This window comes from Puniceicoccaceae bacterium, assembly GCA_040224245.1.
Classification (GTDB): Bacteria; Verrucomicrobiota; Verrucomicrobiia; order Opitutales; family JAFGAQ01; genus JAKSBQ01.
Window position 1 is genome coordinate 13,506 of record JBEGIR010000027.1, and the last position, 17,799, is coordinate 31,304.

Genomic DNA, 17,799 nt, shown 5'->3' on the forward strand with positions numbered 1-17,799 from the left:
ATAACGACCCACTTGTCAGAGCGAAGGTGCGATGCTTTGGCTGAAATAGGAGAGAATCATATCTGCGCCCGCGCGCTTGATGGCGAGCAGGGATTCGTAGCGACACTTCTCCAGGTCGAGCCACCCCATTTTGGCGGCGGCGTGGATCTGCGCATACTCGCCTGAGACCTGGTAGGCAGCGACCGGAAGGGTAAAGCCCTCGCGCACATCCCGAATGATGTCGAGATAGGGTCCAGCTGGTTTCACCATGACCGCATCGGCACCTTCTTCGATGTCGAGTGCTACCTCCATCAGGGCCTCGCGCCGATTGGCGGGACTGATCTGATAAGTGGACTTGTCGAGGTGGTGTGTGCCCGCGGCCTGTGAGCTGCCGACGGCATCGCGGAAGGGACCATAATAAGCAGAGGCAAACTTCGCTGCATAGGCGAGAATGCAGGTATCGTGCAGCTCCGCATCTTCCAGTGCCTCCCGAATGGCACCCACCCTGCCGTCCATCATGTCGGAGGGCGCCACCCAGTCCGTGCCGGCCTGAGCGAGCAGCACGGCCATTTCAACCAGACGTTCCACGGTTGCATCGTTGAGCACGCGTTTGCCGTCGTCACTGAGCAACCCGTCGTGACCGTGGGTGGTGTAGGGATCAAGCGCGACGTCTGCAATGATCGCGAGTTCGGGCACCTCGGACTTGATCGCACGGATCGCACGCAGGACGAGGTTGTTTTCGTTCGTGGCCTCACTCCCGCTGGCATCTTTTAGCGACGGCTCAATACTGGGAAACAGTGCGACCGCAGGGATGCCGAGTTTGTAAATGTTCACAGCTGTGCGAACGAGATCCTCAACGCTGAAGCGATAGACCCCGGGCATGGAGTCCACGGCAAATGGCGCGTTATTGCCTTCGACCACAAAGAGTGGCTGGATGAGGTCTTCCTTGCGCAGCCAGGTTTCCCGGCTCATCGCACGGATGGCGGAGCTTTGGCGCAAACGACGGGGACGGCGATATAAATGCATGCCTTCATGCTAACCGTGATTTTGCAAAATGCCAGTTTAAGGCTGGATGCATGGAGATTTGACGGGAAATTCTGAGAAAAGGGATTGTTTGCACAAGGCCGGATGCGCTAGTCTCGCGGTTTCATTTACTGCAAATACAATCCTATTCACTTGATCGATATGAAAGCGATGACACCGTTGGAAGAACTCAGACACTCCTGTTCGCATATCCTTGCGACTGCCGTACTGCGTCTGTTTCCGACAACCAAGCTGGATATCGGACCCCCAACGGACCAGGGCTTTTATTACGACTTCGATCTCGATCACCGCTTTACCGCCGAGGATCTCGAGCGCATTGAGCAGGAGATGAAAAAGGTGATCAAGGAGAACCAGAAGTTTGAGCGCATCGAAGTCGACCGGGAGCAGGCAAAATCAATCATCGCGGACTTTGGGCAGGAGGCCTATAAACTGGGGCGACTGGACGACATTCCGGAAGGCGAGGCCATTTCCTTCTATCGCAATGGGGAGTTCATCGACCTTTGTGCTGGCACCCACGTAGGATACACCAAAAAGGTCAAGGCGTTCAAATTGCTCTCCATCGCGGGTGCTTACCACCGCGGCAATGAATCCAACAAGCAGTTGCAACGCATCTATGGCACGGCCTTTCCGAGCAAGGAGGAACTGGACGCCTACCTGACCATGCTTGAGGAGGCGAAAAAACGTGACCATCGCCGCATTGGCAAGGAAATGGGTTTGTTCGCCTTTGACGCTGAGCATGTGGGACCGGGGCTGCCACTCTGGTTGCCCAAGGGGTCGGTTCTGGTGGAGGAACTGGAGAATCTGGCCAAAGAGACTGAGTTTGAGGCGGGGTATGAACGCGTTCGCACTCCTCATCTCGCCAAGGAAAAAATGTATCAGATCAGCGGGCATCTTCCCTACTATGAGGACAGCATGTACCCACCGATCGAGATCACCGAAGACGAGGGTGGGGAGAAGGTAAAATACTACCTCAAGGCAATGAACTGTCCGCACCATCACCGCATCTTTGCCTCCCAGCCCAAGAGCTACCGGGATCTGCCAGTGCGCTATGCTGAGTATGGCACCTGCTACCGCTACGAAAAATCAGGCGAGTTGATGGGGCTGATGCGCGTGCGCTCACTCCAGATGAACGATGCGCACATCTACTGCACGGAATCCCAGTTTGAATCGGAGTTTCGCGCGGTGAACGACATGTATCTGAAGTATTTCAAGTTGTTCGGCATCCAGAAGTTTCTGATGCGCTTCTCCACACACGACCCCGAACGTCTCGGACAGAAGTTTGTCGACGAGCCGGAACTCTGGAAAAAGACCGAAGACATGGTTCGGCAGGTTCTGACGGACTCCGGCATTGAATATGTGGAAGTGCCCAATGAGGCTGCATTCTACGGACCAAAGATTGACGTGCAGGTCTGGAGTGCCATTGGTCGGGAGTTTACACTGGCCACCAATCAGGTCGATTTTGCGGTGCCGGGACGCTTTGGTCTGACTTACACTACTTCTGAGAATGAACAGGAAACTCCGCTCTGCATTCACCGTGCACCTCTCGGCACTCATGAACGCTTCATCGGCTTTCTGATCGAGCATTTCAATGGAAACTTCCCCGCGTGGCTCGCACCGGAGCAGGTTCGGCTGCTACCTGTGAATGATGGATTCCAGGACTTTGCCCAGCAGTTGCGACAGCAGATGTTTGACCGCAAGATCCGTTGCTCAGTGGATCACCACTCTGACAAGCTGGGGGCCAAAATCCGTCGAGCTGAATTGGACCGTGTTCCATTCATGATCATTTTGGGAGAAAAAGAACGCGAGAGCGGGCAAATTTCGGTTCGGTCGCGCATCACCAAAGGACTTGAGGGGACGCACGAGGTGCAGGCATTTATCCAAAAATTGCGTACGGAGATTGAGGAACGTCGCCTGCCAGATGGATTTTAAACGGGATTGTTGCTGCGGTAGTGGTTTTCGGGAAAACAAGCCCGAATACCGCGCTGCGCTTGGTTTGTGATTCGATCAGAACCCGTTATCTTGGATTTCACCGAAGTGTGTTCCACAAATCGAACCATGCCCTGAATAGGGCAGGATGGTCAAATGGGATCACTCCTGTTTCCCGAAGGAGGAGCCTAGATGCTGCGGTGCTTCACGGTGGTGAAGACGATCCGGCATTTTGCAAACCAGTATTGGAACCTCATGGTGAATGATGGGAAGCTAGAGAACAGCGTAAAACGTTTGTAAATATAGGAAAAATTACGCGACATACAAGCATTTCTTTGCAACTTGCACGATTTCCGGGACGTGCAGACAAGGTCTGTGCGACTTCGCCTTAAAGGCATACCCAAAAAAACGGACACCCCATGTCAGGTGATGTCCGCTCAAAAGAGTCAAATCTGCGATTCGAGACCGGTGTTAGCTTTCGCTTTTGAACAAGTGCACGTCGCGCTGTGGAAACGGGATCGAAATGCCCTCCTGATCAAAGCGGAGCTTGATGGTTTCATTGAGATCAAAATACACCGCCCAATAGTCGGACGCATTGACCCAGGGACGCACGGCAAAATTGACGCTGCTGTCAGCGAGTTCGAGCAGCCCCACGGTAGGAGCAGGATCTTTCAGGATGCGTTCGTCTGCGTTGAGAACGTCCCAAATCACTTCTTTCACTTTTTTGAGATCGTCGTTGTAGCTGACCCCGTAGACCAGATCGACCCGGCGGGTGGGTTTGGCCGAAAAATTGGTAATGCTGCCACTGGTGATGGCGGCGTTGGGAATGATAATGGCCTTGTTGTCGGGCGTACGCATGGAGGTTGTAAAGAGGGTGACTTCTTCGACGATGCCCGATTCACCGCCCGCAGTGATGAAATCACCCTGTCGAAAAGGGCGAAAGATGATCAACATCACTCCAGATGCAAAATTTGCCAGCGAACCCTGCAGTGCCAGACCAATGGCCAATCCCGCCGCACCGATGACTGCTACCAGCGAAGTGGTTTGAATGCCCACGACATCGAGCACCGCAATCACGACGGCTGCCAGCAGCAGGGCGTTGACGATGTTGCCGACAAAGCTGACCAGCGTGGGGTCCATGTGCCCCTTGGTCAGCGCGTTTTTAGTCATCTTGCTCAACCAGGAGGCAATGCGCTTTCCGACAAGAAAGAGCACAATCGCCAGAATGATTTTGATGCCATAGGTCGCCGAAAATTCAATGGCGAGCTGCAACCATTCATTCAGCTGTTCGGGGGAGAAGACGGAGGTGGATTGATTTTCCATAATGTACGAATGTTATTCGATGTTGATCGGGGAAATTGATTGGAAAATGATCGAATTGCAACTGCGTTTGCGAAATCGCAACAGGATGCAACTGCCATGGAGAAGCATCCATCAGCACAGCTTCAGCAGACAGGTTGAATTCCAGTGGAATTCCTCTATAGTTTGGCAGGAGGCGGGTCCTGGATTGACTCGCATTCACAACCGACAAAAACTGCTTCGTATGGACGCAAAATACTGGATTGATTTACTGGGACTGCAGGAACACCCCGAGGGGGGGTATTATCGTGAAGTCTATTGCTCCAGTGAGACGGTGTCCAAATCCGCACTTCCCGAGCGGTTTCAGAGTGAGCACGCCTTTTCCACGAGCATCTACTACTTGCTTGAGTATGATGATCTCTCTCGGTTTCACCGCCTCCATCAGGACGAAATCTGGCACTTTTATGAGGGGTCGGCGGTGATGGTGCACACACTGGAATCAAAGCGACACACAGTCTTTCGTTTGGGACGCAACCCGGCTAAAGGGCAACTGCCCATGCTGGTGATCCTACACGGAACCCTGTTTGCCGCCGAACTTGAAAACAAGCGTTCCTATGCCCTGTTGGGCTGCACGGTCAGTCCGGGATTCAAATTTGAAGACTTTGACCAACCTTCCCGCTCGGAACTCACCCACCGCTTTCCCGAACACCACGACTTGATCACCCGCCTCACGAGTGCCCAGTGACGTTTATTTGCAGTGCTTCAGCCAGCGAAGCATTTGAAACGCTCCCCGAACACTTCCATCATTTCTTCGGAAAACCGGGTATTTTGACAGCACCATGTCGATGACAAATGCCAGAGGACCGGGCAGGCTGAGCGGGCCGACGAATCCAACGGATTTCCCCTTGCGAACGGTCGCGAGCTGCAGGCTGTCGTGGTAGACGAACCCCGGTTGGTCCACGGTGAATCCGCGACGCACTTCGATGACGCCTCGAAGCAGCCTGGCCAGATAGCGACCCTGTTGTTGCAGTGCAGCGTCATCGCGCGCCATCGTCTTGCCCACCGAATCCACAATCTGAACCAGCTCTGGCAGCAGGAAGAGGCGTTCGTGTTCGCGCAAACGCAAATCCGGACGCACGACCTGCTTCCCAGCAAACTGATTGGGCGCAAGTCCGAGCAACTGCTGCAACCAGAGCGGAGGTTCCGGCAAATGGGGGTCGACGGTGATCGCATCGCGTTTCATCTGCTGAATCGTTTCGGTATCGAGCAGGGAAATGGCCTCCCACCGCAACTGTCGGGCAATGCGGTCTTCAATTTTTGGTTTCACGTTACGATTGGCAAAGGCAAAGCCCCCTCTGCACTCCAGAATCACCTTCCGGGAGGGTCCCTTCCCTGAAGTGACGGGGCGGGTGAGGCTTGCGGCAAGATCGATGCATGATGCATCGCCTCCCACCACACACAGAGGGGTGTCTGACGCTGTGTTCAGCATGAACTGCTGAAAACGTTCGGCCTGTGCAAGACTGTTGAGTGGGAATGTCGCTGTTGTGTTTGAAGGAACTGGATCGGCCTGATTTCCAACCAGCAGGTAATCGTAGTGGAGAGCTTCAGACTCGCCTTCGAGAAACACCTGACGCTTCTCCGGGTCAACACGGTCCACCCGACCGTTTTTGCATCGAAAACCAAACTTCTTGCTGGATTGGTGGAGCGCTTTGTGGGTGACTTGATTGCGTTGCAGCAATCCCGCAGCAACTCCGTGCCTTACTACCTGCGGCGCCAGATCCTCGACGTCGCCAATGAAGGTAATTTCGGCCCATTCCGAGCGAAATGCACTGCAAAACCCCAGAACGCTCGTCCCGTATCCGAGAATCAGAATTTGCCGACGGCGCAGATGTGCATTGGGGGTGCGTGGAGATTTTGGTTTCATGATCAGAGGCGACGATGGTTCTCAACCCATACGGTTTCCTTGAACCGGAATCCATGGGTTAATCTATCTCCAGGACGTTAGTGGAATCAACCCGATTGCGTCAGTCTTCATCATCTCCGTCGGGAGTAACAACGTCCACGGCGGTTTTGACGGTGTGTCCGGCAACCGAAACGGTGGTGTTGACCGCTGTTGCCGCGATTGCCCCCGTTGTGGAAATGACGATGCATCCGGATTGGCAACAGATGCCAATCAGCAGCAAGAACAGCACGAGGAAACGAGGAGTCTGGCGCAGGATGTCGGGCATGTCAGTGCAGGGTTGCGTTGTGCGAATGCTCCATCTATGCAAGCAATTCGTGAAAGAGGCAACTCCCATCCTCGACGTGGTTTGTGCGATCATCCGAAGGCCTGGTCACCCCCGGCAATGCCTTGCAACACGCCGATCTCTGAATGACCCCAACCTGCCCGGGAAATGGGAGTTTCCGGGTGGCAAAATCGAACATGGAGAGACGGCTGAGCAAGCAATACTGCGGGAGATTCGGGAGGAACTCTGCATTGAGGTGGTAGCGGAACACACACTGACTCCGGTCTGCCATGCGTATGTGCACGCGCACGTCCGCCTGCATCCCTTCATCTGTCAGCTGCGTTCAGGCACACCCCGACTGCTTGAGCATGTGGAATTGTCGTGGGTATTTCCCCATCAACTTTCGGAGCTGGACTGGGCACCTGCCGATGTGCCGATTCTGGAGCAGTGGTTGCAGTGGTGTGAAGCGTAGCGATGCCCACACCTCTCCTGCTCTCGCGACCTGTCACTCCATGCCCAGTTTTTTCAGCTTGGGAGTGATCACCACCCGGCAATAGGGGTAGTTCCGGTTGTTTGCATAAAAATCCTGATGGTAATCTTCGGCTTCGTAGAAGGTGCTTGCAGGAGTGATTTCAGTGACAATCGGATCGTTAAAACGGGATTGTGCGCGATCCCGGGATGTGGTGGCCGCAGTCTTTTGAGCTTCACTGTGGAAGAAGATCGCGGATCGATACTGGGTACCGATATCCGCACCCTGTCGATTGAGAGTTGTAGGATCGTGGGCCTCCCAGAACAGATCGACCAGTTCTTCATAGGAAATCACAGAGGGATCAAATTCAATCTGGATGACCTCTGCGTGACCCGTGTCTCCCAGCGAGACTTCCTTGTAGCTCGGGTTTTTGGTGTGACCTCCCATGTATCCGGAGCGCACGGATTTCACACCATCAAGGCGTTCGTAGACGGCTTCAGTGCACCAGAAGCATCCTCCGGCAAGGGTTGCGGTTTCTGAGTTCATAGGTGTGGATGAGTCCATGGATAAAAGAGTATTGGGCAGCAGCAAGAGAAACGGAGCAAGCGTGAAAATACGGAATACGCCGCTGCGATTGCGGATTTCATGCTTTTGACTTGGTCGGGCGGATTTCATGGTCTTGAATGCAGGCAACACTTAATTTCAAACGAAAGAAGTGCGCCCAGGATTTCGCAAATCTGCAGCCCAAGGATCTGATGAAAATTGCCCGAACCCGTCTGAATGGAGTCCTCACTCACGTTGGTAGCATGGATGGAAGCACCTTTCACCCGGTGTTGGGATCGCTCTGGCAAGGAGAGATCGAACTCGATACCTCCCGGGAGATCGAGCTTGCTCACTTGGAGGCCCCCATCGATCCACCGCAGATTTTTGCGATCGGACTCAACTATCGGGAGCATGCCAAGGAATTTAACAACCCGATCCCCGAATTTCCGGTTGTATTCCTCAAGAGCATTGCATCCGTGCTGCGCCCGGGTGGATTGATCGAGATCCCCGAGAGCGCCGGAGCAACCTTTGTTGACTACGAAGTTGAACTTGCGGTGGTGATCGGGAAGCGGAGCCGGAATGTTTCGCCTGAGCAGGCACTCGAATCCGTGCTCGGGTACACCATCGCCAACGATGTGACCTCGCGCGACTGGCAGAAGGACAGCAAGGGTGGAGGTCAGTGGTGTCGTGCCAAGTCGTTTGATACCTTTTGCCCGATAGGTCCCTGGATCGTAACGCGCGATGAGCTGCCCGATCCCAACGCCCTTGCGATTGAGAGTCGGGTGAATGGAGAGTTGCGCCAGCAGAGCCACACGTCGGACATGATTTTCACGGTGGCACAACTTGTGAGTTTTCTCAGTCAGAACCTCACCCTGCTGCCCGGCGCTGTCATCCTTACCGGAACCCCTTGTGGCGTTGGAGCGGCGATGCAGCCTCCACAACGCCTCAGTGCAGGTGATGAGGTGTGCTTGCGAATCGAGGGTATCGGCGAGCTGGTCAACACGGTTGGTATGGAAGCACAACACTGAGCGGGGTCCATTTCAGCTGAGCAATCAAACTCCACAGCAGCCACCGATTTGGGGAATGCGCGGCAGTCGACGCTGGGATTGCGCCTCTAGAAAGGCCCTGTCTTTCGCAGCACTTTGAAGTCGAGCATCAGGGGCAGGTTGTCTGCATCTCCGTCAAAGGAGGTATGATCCATTACAAAGGTGTAGTCACCCACCTTGAGTGGAAAATGGTAGAGTTCAACTTCCTTCACATTGCTCTCCCGGTGAAGGTATACCACCTCACGATTGGAGTCCTTTCCATGAACCAGATAGCGTTTCAATAGCTCAAACTCCGTTGTTTCCATGATATAAAAGTCGAATGACTGTCCGCTGAGGCTCTCAATTTCGATACCGATCAGATTCGACTTCGATGCGATGGCAGGATAGCCGTGAAAGCTGCGGGGTGGAATTTGCAGGGTTTGATGATCGGCCACTTCATAGCGCGGCGAAGTATAAATCGCAGCACCCACGATGATGACCAGAATGGCCAGCCAGGAACTGCGCGAGACCTTGCGCAGCCGGGAAGGCTCCGTTCCAGTGGGATGATCCAGGCGACGTTTGAGGTAGGGTCTCATCCATTGAAATGATAGAAGTTTCGTGGGGGACTTCAATTCCTGTCTGAGATCCTCTGTGGGAAAATGAAGCGCAGTCAGCGTTGGTTTCAGGTCAACGATCCTGCTTCTGCTTTCCCTGTTGTTCGATGCGTTGCAACACATCGCGAATCTCGGTCAGCAGCTCCTTGAGTTCTGCATTGCTGTGGGAGCTGGGTTCTGTCGCTCCTGTGGTCTCCGAAACTGGCTCTGATCCGTTCTGCGCATCCCTCTCGCGCTGTGCAAGCACGGCTTCGCGAAAGCCCTCCGTATCGATGATGCCGGTGAGCGTGACCAATGCACCCGTGGAGGATTGGCCTGCAGTCTCGACGGTGAGGGTTTGCAGTCCCATCGCCCGCATAATGGGTCCCTGGCGAGTTCCTGTGTCGGTGATTTTTTCAAGCGGGATCGTTTTTTCCGTTTTCACCAGCACCCCTTTTTTAACCTTGAGCGCCTTGTGGGTGAGGACGCACTGCACACTTTTCAGGTAGCGTCGGGAGAAGTACATCCCAAGGGGTAGCCACAACAGCAGCAGTGGAATCCCCACAATAGAGAATAGACAGATCAAACTACCCGAAATGAGCCAGTACTGACAAACGCGGCTGTCAAATTCGGCGACACGAAGGATGCGCTCTTGAGTCATGCTTTCAGGATCGCACAATACAGGTGGTTTTCAAAAGGAATCTGTGTTTTGAGTAGAAATTGAAATCTCCCATTGTGTGGATCTGATGCGTCATTGCTGCTTACGCATGCGTCGTCGGATCGCCTGTGCATAGAAAAAGACCGGAACGATCACGAGCACCGAAAGCACCCACAATACATAAACATGATATTGTTCAACCTGCTGGAGAGAGGCCATTTGGGCAGCGACTTCGTTGTTCACCTGACGGGCATAGGCGATGGGTCCGACAGCAGCATCACGAGCGATCGCAAAGCCGGGACCCCACGCACTCTGCAGGCCCAGTGCACTCACTGAGGCATAGGCCTTGTATCCGATGGCAATGGCGCCCAATCCGAGCAGCCCGATGCCGATGGTGCCCATGCCGATGACACCGACTCCGACCACGCTGCAGGTGAGGAATCCGGCGCTCACCAGCCCCACACTGATCCCGCCAACCGCAAATCCACCAAAAGCGAACAGCACACCATAGGCCGTGTCCCCAAACGCAATCCATCCCACTGCGGGCCCCTCACCCCGCTCCTTGACGGAGAATTGCAGGTGCATCAAGGGCAGGCCGAACAGTTTCCATTTACTGCGGTACTCCCGTGCCGCAGAACCCACCTGATCCCGTGGATCTTCGAAGGCCTCTGGCTGGCGCAGGCGTTCCTGCGCGCGTAATTCCGCATTGCGTTTGAGCATGCGAAAGGTGGCAACAGGCCAGGCGAGCACGAACAGGAGGATGAGCACCTGGCTCGCCACAGCAAGAACCGGGGCAGTGGAGGGAACGTAAATCGCCAGGAACATCATACCGACCAGCAGTGCGATGAAACTGAGCGATGAGCCGATGAAAAAGAGGGTGGTCCAGATGACCTGCTTGCGTTCCCGGTCCGTGCGGCTTTGGTCGAGATTGGCCCGCACCATGAAAAAGCTGCCAATCAGCCCCGAGACCGAAGCGAGCAGGGCTGCAATGCCCAGTCCTTTGGCTACGCTACTGGTGTGGGCGATGGCGGCACCCATGCTCATGGCTTTTGCGGTTGGTGCCAGCGATGGGAGCGCGGCCAGCACTGCCATGGTGAATACCTTGCCCGGGGTGCTGCGCACCAGCGCATCTTCCACAAAACTCGTCATGCGATCCCGCAGCAGGGCACGTCCGCGGGAGAGGCGTTGTTTGACTGCATCCTCTGTGAGTTCGAGTTCGGCGGCGACGTGCCGGATCGATTGGTGTTCGCGGTAGTAGAGAATCAGCGGTTCCCGGTAGGAGGCAGGAATTTGCTGCAACGTGTTCCACAACAACTTCTGCTCCTCGAGTCGCATGGTCTGCTCTTCGATACTGTCGTCCTCGGTTTCGGTCATCCCGATGGACTCGAGCGAATGGGCCTGAGTGCTCGGTTCCTTTGACTGTTTGCGAAGGTGGCGGCTGACCTTGAAGCGCAGAATACCGCAGAGCCAGGCGCGAAGTTTTTCGGGTTCACGCAGGGAGGATAGTTTTTTCCAACCCTCAATGAATGCTTCCTGGGCCACGTCTTCACTTGCGCTGACGTTTCCCATGGATGCATAGGCAAGCGAGCAGAGCAGGCGTTGGTAGCGTTCGATAATGCGACCATATGCGTTGCGGTTCCCTTTGAGGGAGGCAATCACCAGAGCGGTATCGCTGAGTTCTTCTTCGGAATGGGTTTGAGTGGTGAGCATGGCAAAATGTGTTCTGGATGCATGTGCCCGAAACTGGGGTTGGGGTGACAGTTTTTTTGCCAAATCAACGTATCCCACGAAACCGCAAAAATCGACTCTCCGGCCGGGTTTGCTGGGAGCAAGTTTGGAAAAAATCGAAAAAGTTTGTCACCCCATGTGCGGAAATCGGCTCTTACCTGCAAACGCCGAGAGCATTTTGTCCTCAGCAACACCATCATCTGAAACCTAACGATTATGCCAAAAACCATGCAACTCGCCCATTCCCGCCGTTCCGTTCGAAACCTGCTCACGCTCGCCATGGCGATGATGCCACTGTTTGGAATCGCGAACCCTGTTCCCGAAATCATCGATGACTTTTCCGACGAAAATCTGAATCAACTGGGCTTTCCCCGCATGGTCATTGAGGATACCGCAGTGGGTGGAAAGTCCACTTACATACAGACGGTTGCCTCGGGAGCGATCTCCATGAAAGGCGATCTTGTGCCGCCTCGCGGTCAGCCGGGCTGGGTTAGTCTAGTGTTTCCGCTCAGTCCAGATGGCAGTCCTGTGGACCTAAGCGCATACGAAGGAGTCCGGCTCCGTATCCGGGGGCAGCAGGGCATGCTCTCGCTCTCGGTGAATAGCACTGAAGTCGTGAATTACGATTATCACGCAGCATTGCTTGAAGCGGGTGGGGTGAAATATTCCGAGCTGAAAATCCCCTTCAAGAGTCTGAAACGTGCATGGTCAGAAGCGACATCCCTGAACACGCAAACCATTGCGAGCATCAGCCTGACAGCCGTGGGCATACAGCCCGGCGCGTTTGCTTACGAGCTGGGGGAAATCGGATTCTATTGATTCGGCAACGCAACCTGCCTTCGCATCGAACAATCCCGTGAATCCGACGACCATGCCAATGGAAACCCGCTATCACTATCTGGACGCTGTGCGCGCATTTGCGCTGCTGCTTGGCATTGTGTTTCATGCCAGCCTGTCCTTCACGCCCATGTTTATTGGATGGGCGGTCATGGATGTGTCTACCAGCTCGCTGGTGCTCCCGTTCATCACCGTGAGCCATTCGTTCCGCATGGAGCTGTTTTTCCTGATCTCAGGATTCTTCAGCCACAGGGTTCTGTGCCAGCGGGGAATGGTGCATTTCCTCCAGTCCCGCTTTCTGCGAATTGCAGTTCCATTTGTGGTTGCCTGGTTCATTCTCAAACCCCTGCTGGTGTCGGGCTGGGTGATGGGATTTGCCAGCCTGCGCGGCGAGGTGGATGTGCTGGCTGGTCTGAGGGGAGGATTCCAGTCGTTGCAAACCCTTCCAGCCGGCCTGTTTGTGGGAACACACCTCTGGTTTCTTTATTACCTGATGCTCACGACAGTTGTTGCAGTGATCCTGCGCACCCTGTTCGGGCGAAGCGAGCGCATCCTTTCGCGCGCAGACGCCGTGCTCCGGTGGGGCATCAAATGCAGGGGATCGCTGTTACTGGTCGCCGTTCCGACGGCGGTGCTGATTGCTCAGATGCAGACATGGGGAATGGACACACCGGACAAAAGCCTGGTGCCGCACCTTCCGGTTGGACTGGTGTATAGCGGATTCTTCCTGCTGGGCTGGATGTTGAACCGCCAACCCGAACTGATGGAACGCATCGCGACCGTGTCCCGAGGGACTTTGGGTGCGACAGTGGCAAGCATCGTGGCGACGCTTTGGCTTTCCACTTTCCAACTCCAACCCTCCCACCCTGGCTTCCAGTTGGCGCATCTGGCACATGCCTTCAGTTATGCCGTCATGATGTGGTCATTGCTTTGCGTGACGCTGGGAGTGTTCCGACGCTTTGTGGACCGACCCCATGCGATCATTCGCTATCTCGCAGATGCCTCATACTGGCTGTATCTGATTCACCTTCCTGTGGTTGTATGGCTGCAGGTTGCGATGGCCGAGCTGCCATTGCACTGGACTGCAAAATGGGTGCTCATCTGCACGCTGACGGTGGCCATCGGCCTGTTGCTGTATGACCTCGCTGTTCGACCGACCTTCCTGGGCAAGCTGTTGAACGGACGCAAACGGGAGCGCATCCTGTTTGCAAAAACACCAGCACCGCTTCCGCAAAACTGAACCCGAGCCGCCGGGAAAAGCATTCAGACTTTTCCCGGCAAACAAACTGTGCTAAGGCATGGACCATGCCTGCACCCCACGGTCGAGTTCCCTGCATTCTGATCGCAGACGATCAAAAAGACATCCTCAGTTCGGGAAAGTTACTGTTCAAAGGGGAGGGCTTCCCGAAAATCTGTTTGAGAGCGAGCTTTTCGGTCATGTGAAGGGAGCGTTTACAGACGCACGCTCTGACCGCATGGGTCGATACGAACTGGCCGATGGCGGCACCTTGTTTTTGGATGAGATTGGAAACCTGTGCTTCAAGCATCAGGCGACTCTGTTGCGCCTGTTGGAAAGCGGTGAATTTGAGCGTCTGGGTTCCTCAAAGACACGCACTGCCGACGTGCGCCTGATCTGTGCGACCAACGCGAATCTGGCGGAGCTGGTTCGCAACGGGAGTTTTCGCGAGGACCTGTACTATCGAATCAATACCGTGCCAGTGCACATCCCGCCGTTGCGGGAGCGTCCGGAGGACATCCTGCCGCTTGCGGAGGCATTCCTCACCAAATACCGCAGCAAATACGGAAAACCCCTGAAGCAAGGCTTCAGTGCAACCACAACGACGCAGCTGCGTCATTACTCCTGGCCGGGCAATGTGCGCGAACTCGAACACGTTGTTGAGCGCGCCGTGCTGTTGAGCCGGGGCGATGAAATCGAACCTGCCAATCTCGGCCTGCATTCGGAATCGGAGCGGATGGTCCCTGATTCCGGGACCGGCACGCTTGCGGCGATGGAGCGCAAGATGCTGCTCGATGCCATCTCCCGCTTCCCCGGCGACCCCAATCAGGCAGCCGAACAGCTTGGCATTACCCGCAGTTCTCTTTATCGCCGCATACACAAGTACCACATTCCGTTGTAGTTGTTTTCCATCCCATCCGCAGAACCTGTCAACTCCAGGTTCCCGGATCACTCTGGTTTCCATGCAAGCTCCTGAATCCCGGCCTCAACCCAAATTCACCTTTCGAAGGATACGGTGGCTTGTCATGCTTTGCACCCTGCCCGGTTTGATGACAACCGTGTTCCTGCTCTGGCTCGGTGATTTCAGCCGTTTCACCTGGATCGCAGTGCTCTACTTGCTGTTGTTTTTCTCGTTGGTTGTCGGCTGGATGTTGCTCGACAGCGTGCGCCGACCGTGGCAAATCCTGTCGAACATCCTGTCGGCCTTTGGAGAGCAGGACTACTCCATGCGTGGAAGTTCGGCGGAGCCCGGCGATCCGATCGGGCTGGCCATGTGGGAGACCAACCGTCTGGCAGACCTTCTGCAGGAAGAGCGACGGATTCGACTCGAACAAAACCTTCTGCTGGACCGGATTCTGCGGGAGACCGATATTGCGATCTTCTGTTTCAATGCCGACAACCGACTGGTTATTGTCAACCAGTACGCCGCCAATCTGTATGGTCAACTTCCGGAAAAACTGGTGGGTCGAACCCTGGAGCAGCTTCAACTCGGATTTGCACTGACGGCAGCCCATTCCACCGGGCACAGCACGTTTTCGATGGATCATTATGAATACGCTCCCGGAGAAACACATGCCAGCGGTCTTCGGGTGGTTGTCTTTCCGGGCTATTTTGAAACGGTCGGAACCAAAATTTTGCAGGGCAGAGACTTTCTCGATACCGACAACCATGAGTCGGAGAAGGTCGTGATCATCGACCAGACTCTCGTGGACAAGTATTACTCGGGGCAGAATCCCGTGGGGCAGACCCTTCAGTTCTGGGGGCAGACACTCAAAATCGTGGGAGTCGTCGAACGGGTGCAGAGCAAACCCTATTTCATTAAGGACTTGAGCGTGGCACTCTATTTTCCTGCACGCCAGTGGGATATGGATCGCTTCTACACGGACTTTATCGTGCAGGTGGAAGGGGATCCGGTTCGACTGCAGCAAACCCTGCGTCAGGCCATTCTTGATGTTGACCCGAAGGTCACCATGGAGATTCACACCTTTCAGGAAATGTTTGAACTCGCCACCTTTGCGCAGCAACTCCCCATGATGATGACCCTGTTTTTTGCCACCATCGCAGTCCTGCTGACTAGTATCGGACTCTATGGACTGATCAGCTTCACCGTGATGGAGCGCACCAAGGAATTTGGCATTCGCATGGCTCTGGGAGCGAAACCGCGCTCGATTTTAGTCCGCATTCTCCAGGGCAGCGGACGCTTGATCGCATTGGGACTGGTGATCGGTCTGCTGATCTCACTGGTCCTCTGCATCCAGATCAACCCACTGCTCTCTGACGTTCATACCCTGCAACCGATGAACTTCACGTTGGTAGTGCTGTTTGTTGCGGGGATCTGCGTGCTCGCAAGTCTCGTCCCAGCCCTGCGCGCCACACGCGTCAATGTGATCGACACCCTGCGCTATGAGTGAGTCGTAACACAGTGTTGTGCACACAACGGGGCCGACGCCGACTACTCCAGTAGCAGGCTCGACATCACGCCCTCGTAACACACCCAGGCAACGATCACGGAGAAGAGGAAATGAAGGGCTACTTGCCGAACCTGCAGCTTTGTCTGTTCGGGGCGCTTGTAGCGCTGCCGTCTCATCAGCTTGCGCGTGCGTTTCACCCGTCGTGCGGAGCGTTTGGGCAATAATGGCCGCGGCTTGCGACGCCGGTTGGCCCGGCTCTGGATGGACCGGCGATAGGGGGGTCGTTTCCAGGCCTGCCAGCTCAAAATCGCTTTAAGGATTGAAAACCGCATGGCGTCGCATGTTAATATAAAGCTTTTATTTCGCTACCACACCATGGGATACCTGAACGATGCGAGCCGTTCGAAAGTGAACGTCAAAACCCTCAAGAAACTCAAAGGGGTGCGTCCCATTGTGGCCATCACTGCGTATGATGCGCTCTTCGCCCGCCTTGTCGATCCGTATGTGGATTTGATTCTGGTCGGGGATTCTGTGGGCAACACCTTTCTGGGCTTTGACGACACCACAGCCGTGACGCTCGACATGATGGTGCACCATACGGCGGCGGTGACACGCGCCAAACCCACTGCCATGGTGGTGGCGGATGTTCCGTTTTCCCTTGCCTATGAGAGCGATGATCGGCTCCTGCAGACCGCGCGCCGGCTCATGCAGGAAGGAGGAGCGCAGGCGGTCAAGATCGAGGTGGGGCACGAGTCCCTGTTTCCCCGGCTCGAAATGCTGGTCGCTGCAGGCATACCCGTGGTGGGCCACATTGGATTACTGCCGCAGAACATCCACGCTCTGGGCAGCTACCGCAGCTACGGAAACCGGGAGACTGGCAAACGCCGCCTCATCGACTGGGCACTGCAGCTGCAGGCAGCGGGCTGTTTCTCCGTGCTGGGGGAAATGATCAAGCCCGAGACCGCCGTCGAGATCACCCAGTCCCTGCAGGTACCCTTCATCGGGATCGGCTGCGGTCATCAGTGCGACGGCCAGATCATTGTGCTCTCCGACATTCTCGGCATGCACGAGCACCCGCCCAGTTTTGCCAAGGTCTTTGCAGAAGTGGGACAACTTGTGCAGCAGGGCGTCAGCGCCTACGCCGAGGCTGTCAAGGATCGCAGTTTTCCTGAAGCCTAAGCCGTTCCGACGTCACGTGTTTGGAACTCGAACGGAAGGCAGGTTTCTAAAGCAGCGTTTTCCCGCACGTCGCGGTTTGGAAAACTCACGTTTCCTGCTGCGGAAGAAGGAAGTGCGAAAAAACCCGTAGCCGAATTTGGGAAAATTCGGACCGTGGATCGGCGATCACTCACCGGGAATTGTGGTCGGAAGAAAATACCATAAGTTTATTGAGTGCGACTGCGCTTTTGCTGATGCGGTTTGTTTTCAACCTTGAGCGCGCACTCTGCTACCGTCAGAATTGCTGTGGAAAATCCTCAAGCACCCTCTTGCAATGACCTCACCATTTCATGTTCCTCTGGATCTGGCAGATCGCATTCGGCCCCTTTGTGTAGGGTTGGGATGGTGTTGTTTCATGGAAGGTGGGTCTGTCATGAGCCGGTCGGGAAAAGTTGGACAGAAATGAGAAGCTGCTAAGAGTAAAAAGCAGCCAATGAAAAAGAGACGAAAGTTCACCGCAGAGTTCAAAAGCAGAGTTGCCCTGGAGGCGATTCGGGAACGTGAACCGATCCATGAGATTGCGAAACGTTACCAGATCCATCCGACCCAAGTGACGGAATGGAAGAAGGCGTTGTTATCGGGAGCCGGGAGCGTGTTTGAATCACAG

The 17,799-nt window shown here is 55.0% G+C and carries 18 protein-coding genes; 9 read left to right on the top strand and 9 right to left on the bottom strand.

The window, feature by feature from the left end:
- Window positions 1-15: 15 nt before the first annotated feature.
- On the bottom strand, window positions 16-1,005 hold the full coding sequence (gene hemB, locus ABQ298_04805; protein ID MEQ9823684.1) for a porphobilinogen synthase: 990 nt from the start codon (window positions 1,003-1,005) through the stop codon (window positions 16-18).
- Window positions 1,006-1,164: 159 nt separating this feature from the next.
- Here hemB and thrS point away from each other — a divergent pair, with 159 nt between their 5' ends.
- A complete protein-coding gene (gene thrS / locus ABQ298_04810; GenBank protein MEQ9823685.1) occupies window positions 1,165-2,952 on the top strand; it encodes a threonine--tRNA ligase in 1,788 nt (595 codons plus the stop codon).
- A gap of 468 nt (window positions 2,953-3,420) precedes the next feature.
- Here the strand turns inward: thrS and ABQ298_04815 are convergent, their stop codons facing one another.
- A complete protein-coding gene (locus ABQ298_04815) occupies window positions 3,421-4,272 on the bottom strand; it encodes a mechanosensitive ion channel domain-containing protein (GenBank protein MEQ9823686.1) in 852 nt (283 codons plus the stop codon).
- A 220-nt stretch (window positions 4,273-4,492) separates the two neighbouring features.
- Here ABQ298_04815 and ABQ298_04820 point away from each other — a divergent pair, with 220 nt between their 5' ends.
- Window positions 4,493-4,993 (top strand): cupin domain-containing protein, encoded by a 501-nt coding sequence (locus ABQ298_04820; protein MEQ9823687.1) that lies wholly within the window; start codon window positions 4,493-4,495, stop codon window positions 4,991-4,993.
- A 3-nt stretch (window positions 4,994-4,996) separates the two neighbouring features.
- Here the strand turns inward: ABQ298_04820 and ABQ298_04825 are convergent, their stop codons facing one another.
- Entirely contained in the window at window positions 4,997-6,172 is a 1,176-nt protein-coding gene (locus ABQ298_04825) for a hypothetical protein (protein MEQ9823688.1), read from the bottom strand.
- A gap of 100 nt (window positions 6,173-6,272) precedes the next feature.
- A complete protein-coding gene (locus tag ABQ298_04830; GenBank protein ID MEQ9823689.1) occupies window positions 6,273-6,476 on the bottom strand; it encodes a hypothetical protein in 204 nt (67 codons plus the stop codon).
- Window positions 6,477-6,525: 49 nt separating this feature from the next.
- Here ABQ298_04830 and ABQ298_04835 point away from each other — a divergent pair, with 49 nt between their 5' ends.
- On the top strand, window positions 6,526-6,945 hold the full coding sequence (locus ABQ298_04835; GenBank protein ID MEQ9823690.1) for a (deoxy)nucleoside triphosphate pyrophosphohydrolase: 420 nt from the start codon (window positions 6,526-6,528) through the stop codon (window positions 6,943-6,945).
- Window positions 6,946-6,978: 33 nt separating this feature from the next.
- Here the strand turns inward: ABQ298_04835 and msrA are convergent, their stop codons facing one another.
- Window positions 6,979-7,488, bottom strand: coding sequence for a peptide-methionine (S)-S-oxide reductase MsrA (msrA, locus tag ABQ298_04840; protein ID MEQ9823691.1), 510 nt, complete (start codon window positions 7,486-7,488; stop codon window positions 6,979-6,981).
- 209 nt (window positions 7,489-7,697) lie between these two features.
- Between msrA and ABQ298_04845 the strand changes: the two genes are divergently transcribed.
- A complete protein-coding gene (locus ABQ298_04845; GenBank protein MEQ9823692.1) occupies window positions 7,698-8,513 on the top strand; it encodes a fumarylacetoacetate hydrolase family protein in 816 nt (271 codons plus the stop codon).
- A gap of 86 nt (window positions 8,514-8,599) precedes the next feature.
- Here ABQ298_04845 and ABQ298_04850 read toward each other — a convergent pair whose 3' ends face one another.
- The 3 genes from ABQ298_04850 to ABQ298_04860 all read right to left on the bottom strand — a co-directional run bounded on the left by ABQ298_04850 (window position 8,600) and on the right by ABQ298_04860 (window position 11,471).
- Window positions 8,600-9,106 carry a hypothetical protein gene (locus tag ABQ298_04850; GenBank protein ID MEQ9823693.1) on the bottom strand — a complete coding sequence of 169 codons (507 nt, stop codon included), beginning with the start codon at window positions 9,104-9,106 and terminating at the stop codon, window positions 8,600-8,602.
- A 91-nt stretch (window positions 9,107-9,197) separates the two neighbouring features.
- On the bottom strand, window positions 9,198-9,764 hold the full coding sequence (locus ABQ298_04855) for a PH domain-containing protein (protein ID MEQ9823694.1): 567 nt from the start codon (window positions 9,762-9,764) through the stop codon (window positions 9,198-9,200).
- A 90-nt stretch (window positions 9,765-9,854) separates the two neighbouring features.
- Window positions 9,855-11,471: a sigma-70 family RNA polymerase sigma factor gene (locus ABQ298_04860; GenBank protein MEQ9823695.1), complete on the bottom strand. Its 1,617-nt coding sequence runs from the start codon at window positions 11,469-11,471 to the stop codon at window positions 9,855-9,857.
- Between the two features lie 246 nt (window positions 11,472-11,717).
- Here ABQ298_04860 and ABQ298_04865 point away from each other — a divergent pair, with 246 nt between their 5' ends.
- From ABQ298_04865 to ABQ298_04880, 4 genes are all read left to right on the top strand, one after another.
- A complete protein-coding gene (locus ABQ298_04865; protein MEQ9823696.1) occupies window positions 11,718-12,308 on the top strand; it encodes a CIA30 family protein in 591 nt (196 codons plus the stop codon).
- 52 nt (window positions 12,309-12,360) lie between these two features.
- Complete coding sequence (locus tag ABQ298_04870) at window positions 12,361-13,566, top strand: acyltransferase family protein (GenBank protein ID MEQ9823697.1); 1,206 nt, start codon at window positions 12,361-12,363, stop codon at window positions 13,564-13,566.
- Between the two features lie 58 nt (window positions 13,567-13,624).
- Window positions 13,625-14,464 (top strand): sigma-54 dependent transcriptional regulator, encoded by an 840-nt coding sequence (locus ABQ298_04875; GenBank protein ID MEQ9823698.1) that lies wholly within the window; start codon window positions 13,625-13,627, stop codon window positions 14,462-14,464.
- Between the two features lie 124 nt (window positions 14,465-14,588).
- A complete protein-coding gene (locus ABQ298_04880) occupies window positions 14,589-15,974 on the top strand; it encodes an FtsX-like permease family protein (protein MEQ9823699.1) in 1,386 nt (461 codons plus the stop codon).
- 41 nt (window positions 15,975-16,015) lie between these two features.
- On the opposite strand, the gene ABQ298_04885 is transcribed toward ABQ298_04880, so the two are convergent.
- Complete coding sequence (locus ABQ298_04885) at window positions 16,016-16,306, bottom strand: hypothetical protein (protein ID MEQ9823700.1); 291 nt, start codon at window positions 16,304-16,306, stop codon at window positions 16,016-16,018.
- A gap of 43 nt (window positions 16,307-16,349) precedes the next feature.
- On the opposite strand from ABQ298_04885, the gene panB reads away from it, so the two are divergent.
- Window positions 16,350-17,153 carry a 3-methyl-2-oxobutanoate hydroxymethyltransferase gene (gene panB / locus ABQ298_04890; GenBank protein ID MEQ9823701.1) on the top strand — a complete coding sequence of 268 codons (804 nt, stop codon included), beginning with the start codon at window positions 16,350-16,352 and terminating at the stop codon, window positions 17,151-17,153.
- Window positions 17,154-17,799: the final 646 nt, after the last annotated feature.

Bases quoted from the DNA above. Each gene is read 5' to 3' on its own strand.
- hemB (MEQ9823684.1), bottom strand. From the start codon at position 1,005: ATGCATTTATATCGCCGTCCCCGTCGTTTGCGCCAAAGCTCCGCCATC.
- thrS (MEQ9823685.1), top strand. From the start codon at position 1,165: ATGAAAGCGATGACACCGTTGGAAGAACTCAGACACTCCTGTTCGCAT.
- ABQ298_04815 (MEQ9823686.1), bottom strand. From the start codon at position 4,272: ATGGAAAATCAATCCACCTCCGTCTTCTCCCCCGAACAGCTGAATGAA.
- ABQ298_04820 (MEQ9823687.1), top strand. From the start codon at position 4,493: ATGGACGCAAAATACTGGATTGATTTACTGGGACTGCAGGAACACCCC.
- ABQ298_04825 (MEQ9823688.1), bottom strand. From the start codon at position 6,172: ATGAAACCAAAATCTCCACGCACCCCCAATGCACATCTGCGCCGTCGG.
- ABQ298_04830 (MEQ9823689.1), bottom strand. From the start codon at position 6,476: ATGCCCGACATCCTGCGCCAGACTCCTCGTTTCCTCGTGCTGTTCTTG.
- msrA (MEQ9823691.1), bottom strand. From the start codon at position 7,488: ATGAACTCAGAAACCGCAACCCTTGCCGGAGGATGCTTCTGGTGCACT.
- ABQ298_04845 (MEQ9823692.1), top strand. From the start codon at position 7,698: ATGAAAATTGCCCGAACCCGTCTGAATGGAGTCCTCACTCACGTTGGT.
- ABQ298_04850 (MEQ9823693.1), bottom strand. From the start codon at position 9,106: ATGAGACCCTACCTCAAACGTCGCCTGGATCATCCCACTGGAACGGAG.
- ABQ298_04855 (MEQ9823694.1), bottom strand. From the start codon at position 9,764: ATGACTCAAGAGCGCATCCTTCGTGTCGCCGAATTTGACAGCCGCGTT.
- ABQ298_04860 (MEQ9823695.1), bottom strand. From the start codon at position 11,471: ATGCTCACCACTCAAACCCATTCCGAAGAAGAACTCAGCGATACCGCT.
- ABQ298_04865 (MEQ9823696.1), top strand. From the start codon at position 11,718: ATGCAACTCGCCCATTCCCGCCGTTCCGTTCGAAACCTGCTCACGCTC.
- ABQ298_04870 (MEQ9823697.1), top strand. From the start codon at position 12,361: ATGCCAATGGAAACCCGCTATCACTATCTGGACGCTGTGCGCGCATTT.
- ABQ298_04875 (MEQ9823698.1), top strand. From the start codon at position 13,625: ATGGACCATGCCTGCACCCCACGGTCGAGTTCCCTGCATTCTGATCGC.
- ABQ298_04880 (MEQ9823699.1), top strand. From the start codon at position 14,589: ATGCTTTGCACCCTGCCCGGTTTGATGACAACCGTGTTCCTGCTCTGG.
- ABQ298_04885 (MEQ9823700.1), bottom strand. From the start codon at position 16,306: ATGCGGTTTTCAATCCTTAAAGCGATTTTGAGCTGGCAGGCCTGGAAA.
- panB (MEQ9823701.1), top strand. From the start codon at position 16,350: ATGGGATACCTGAACGATGCGAGCCGTTCGAAAGTGAACGTCAAAACC.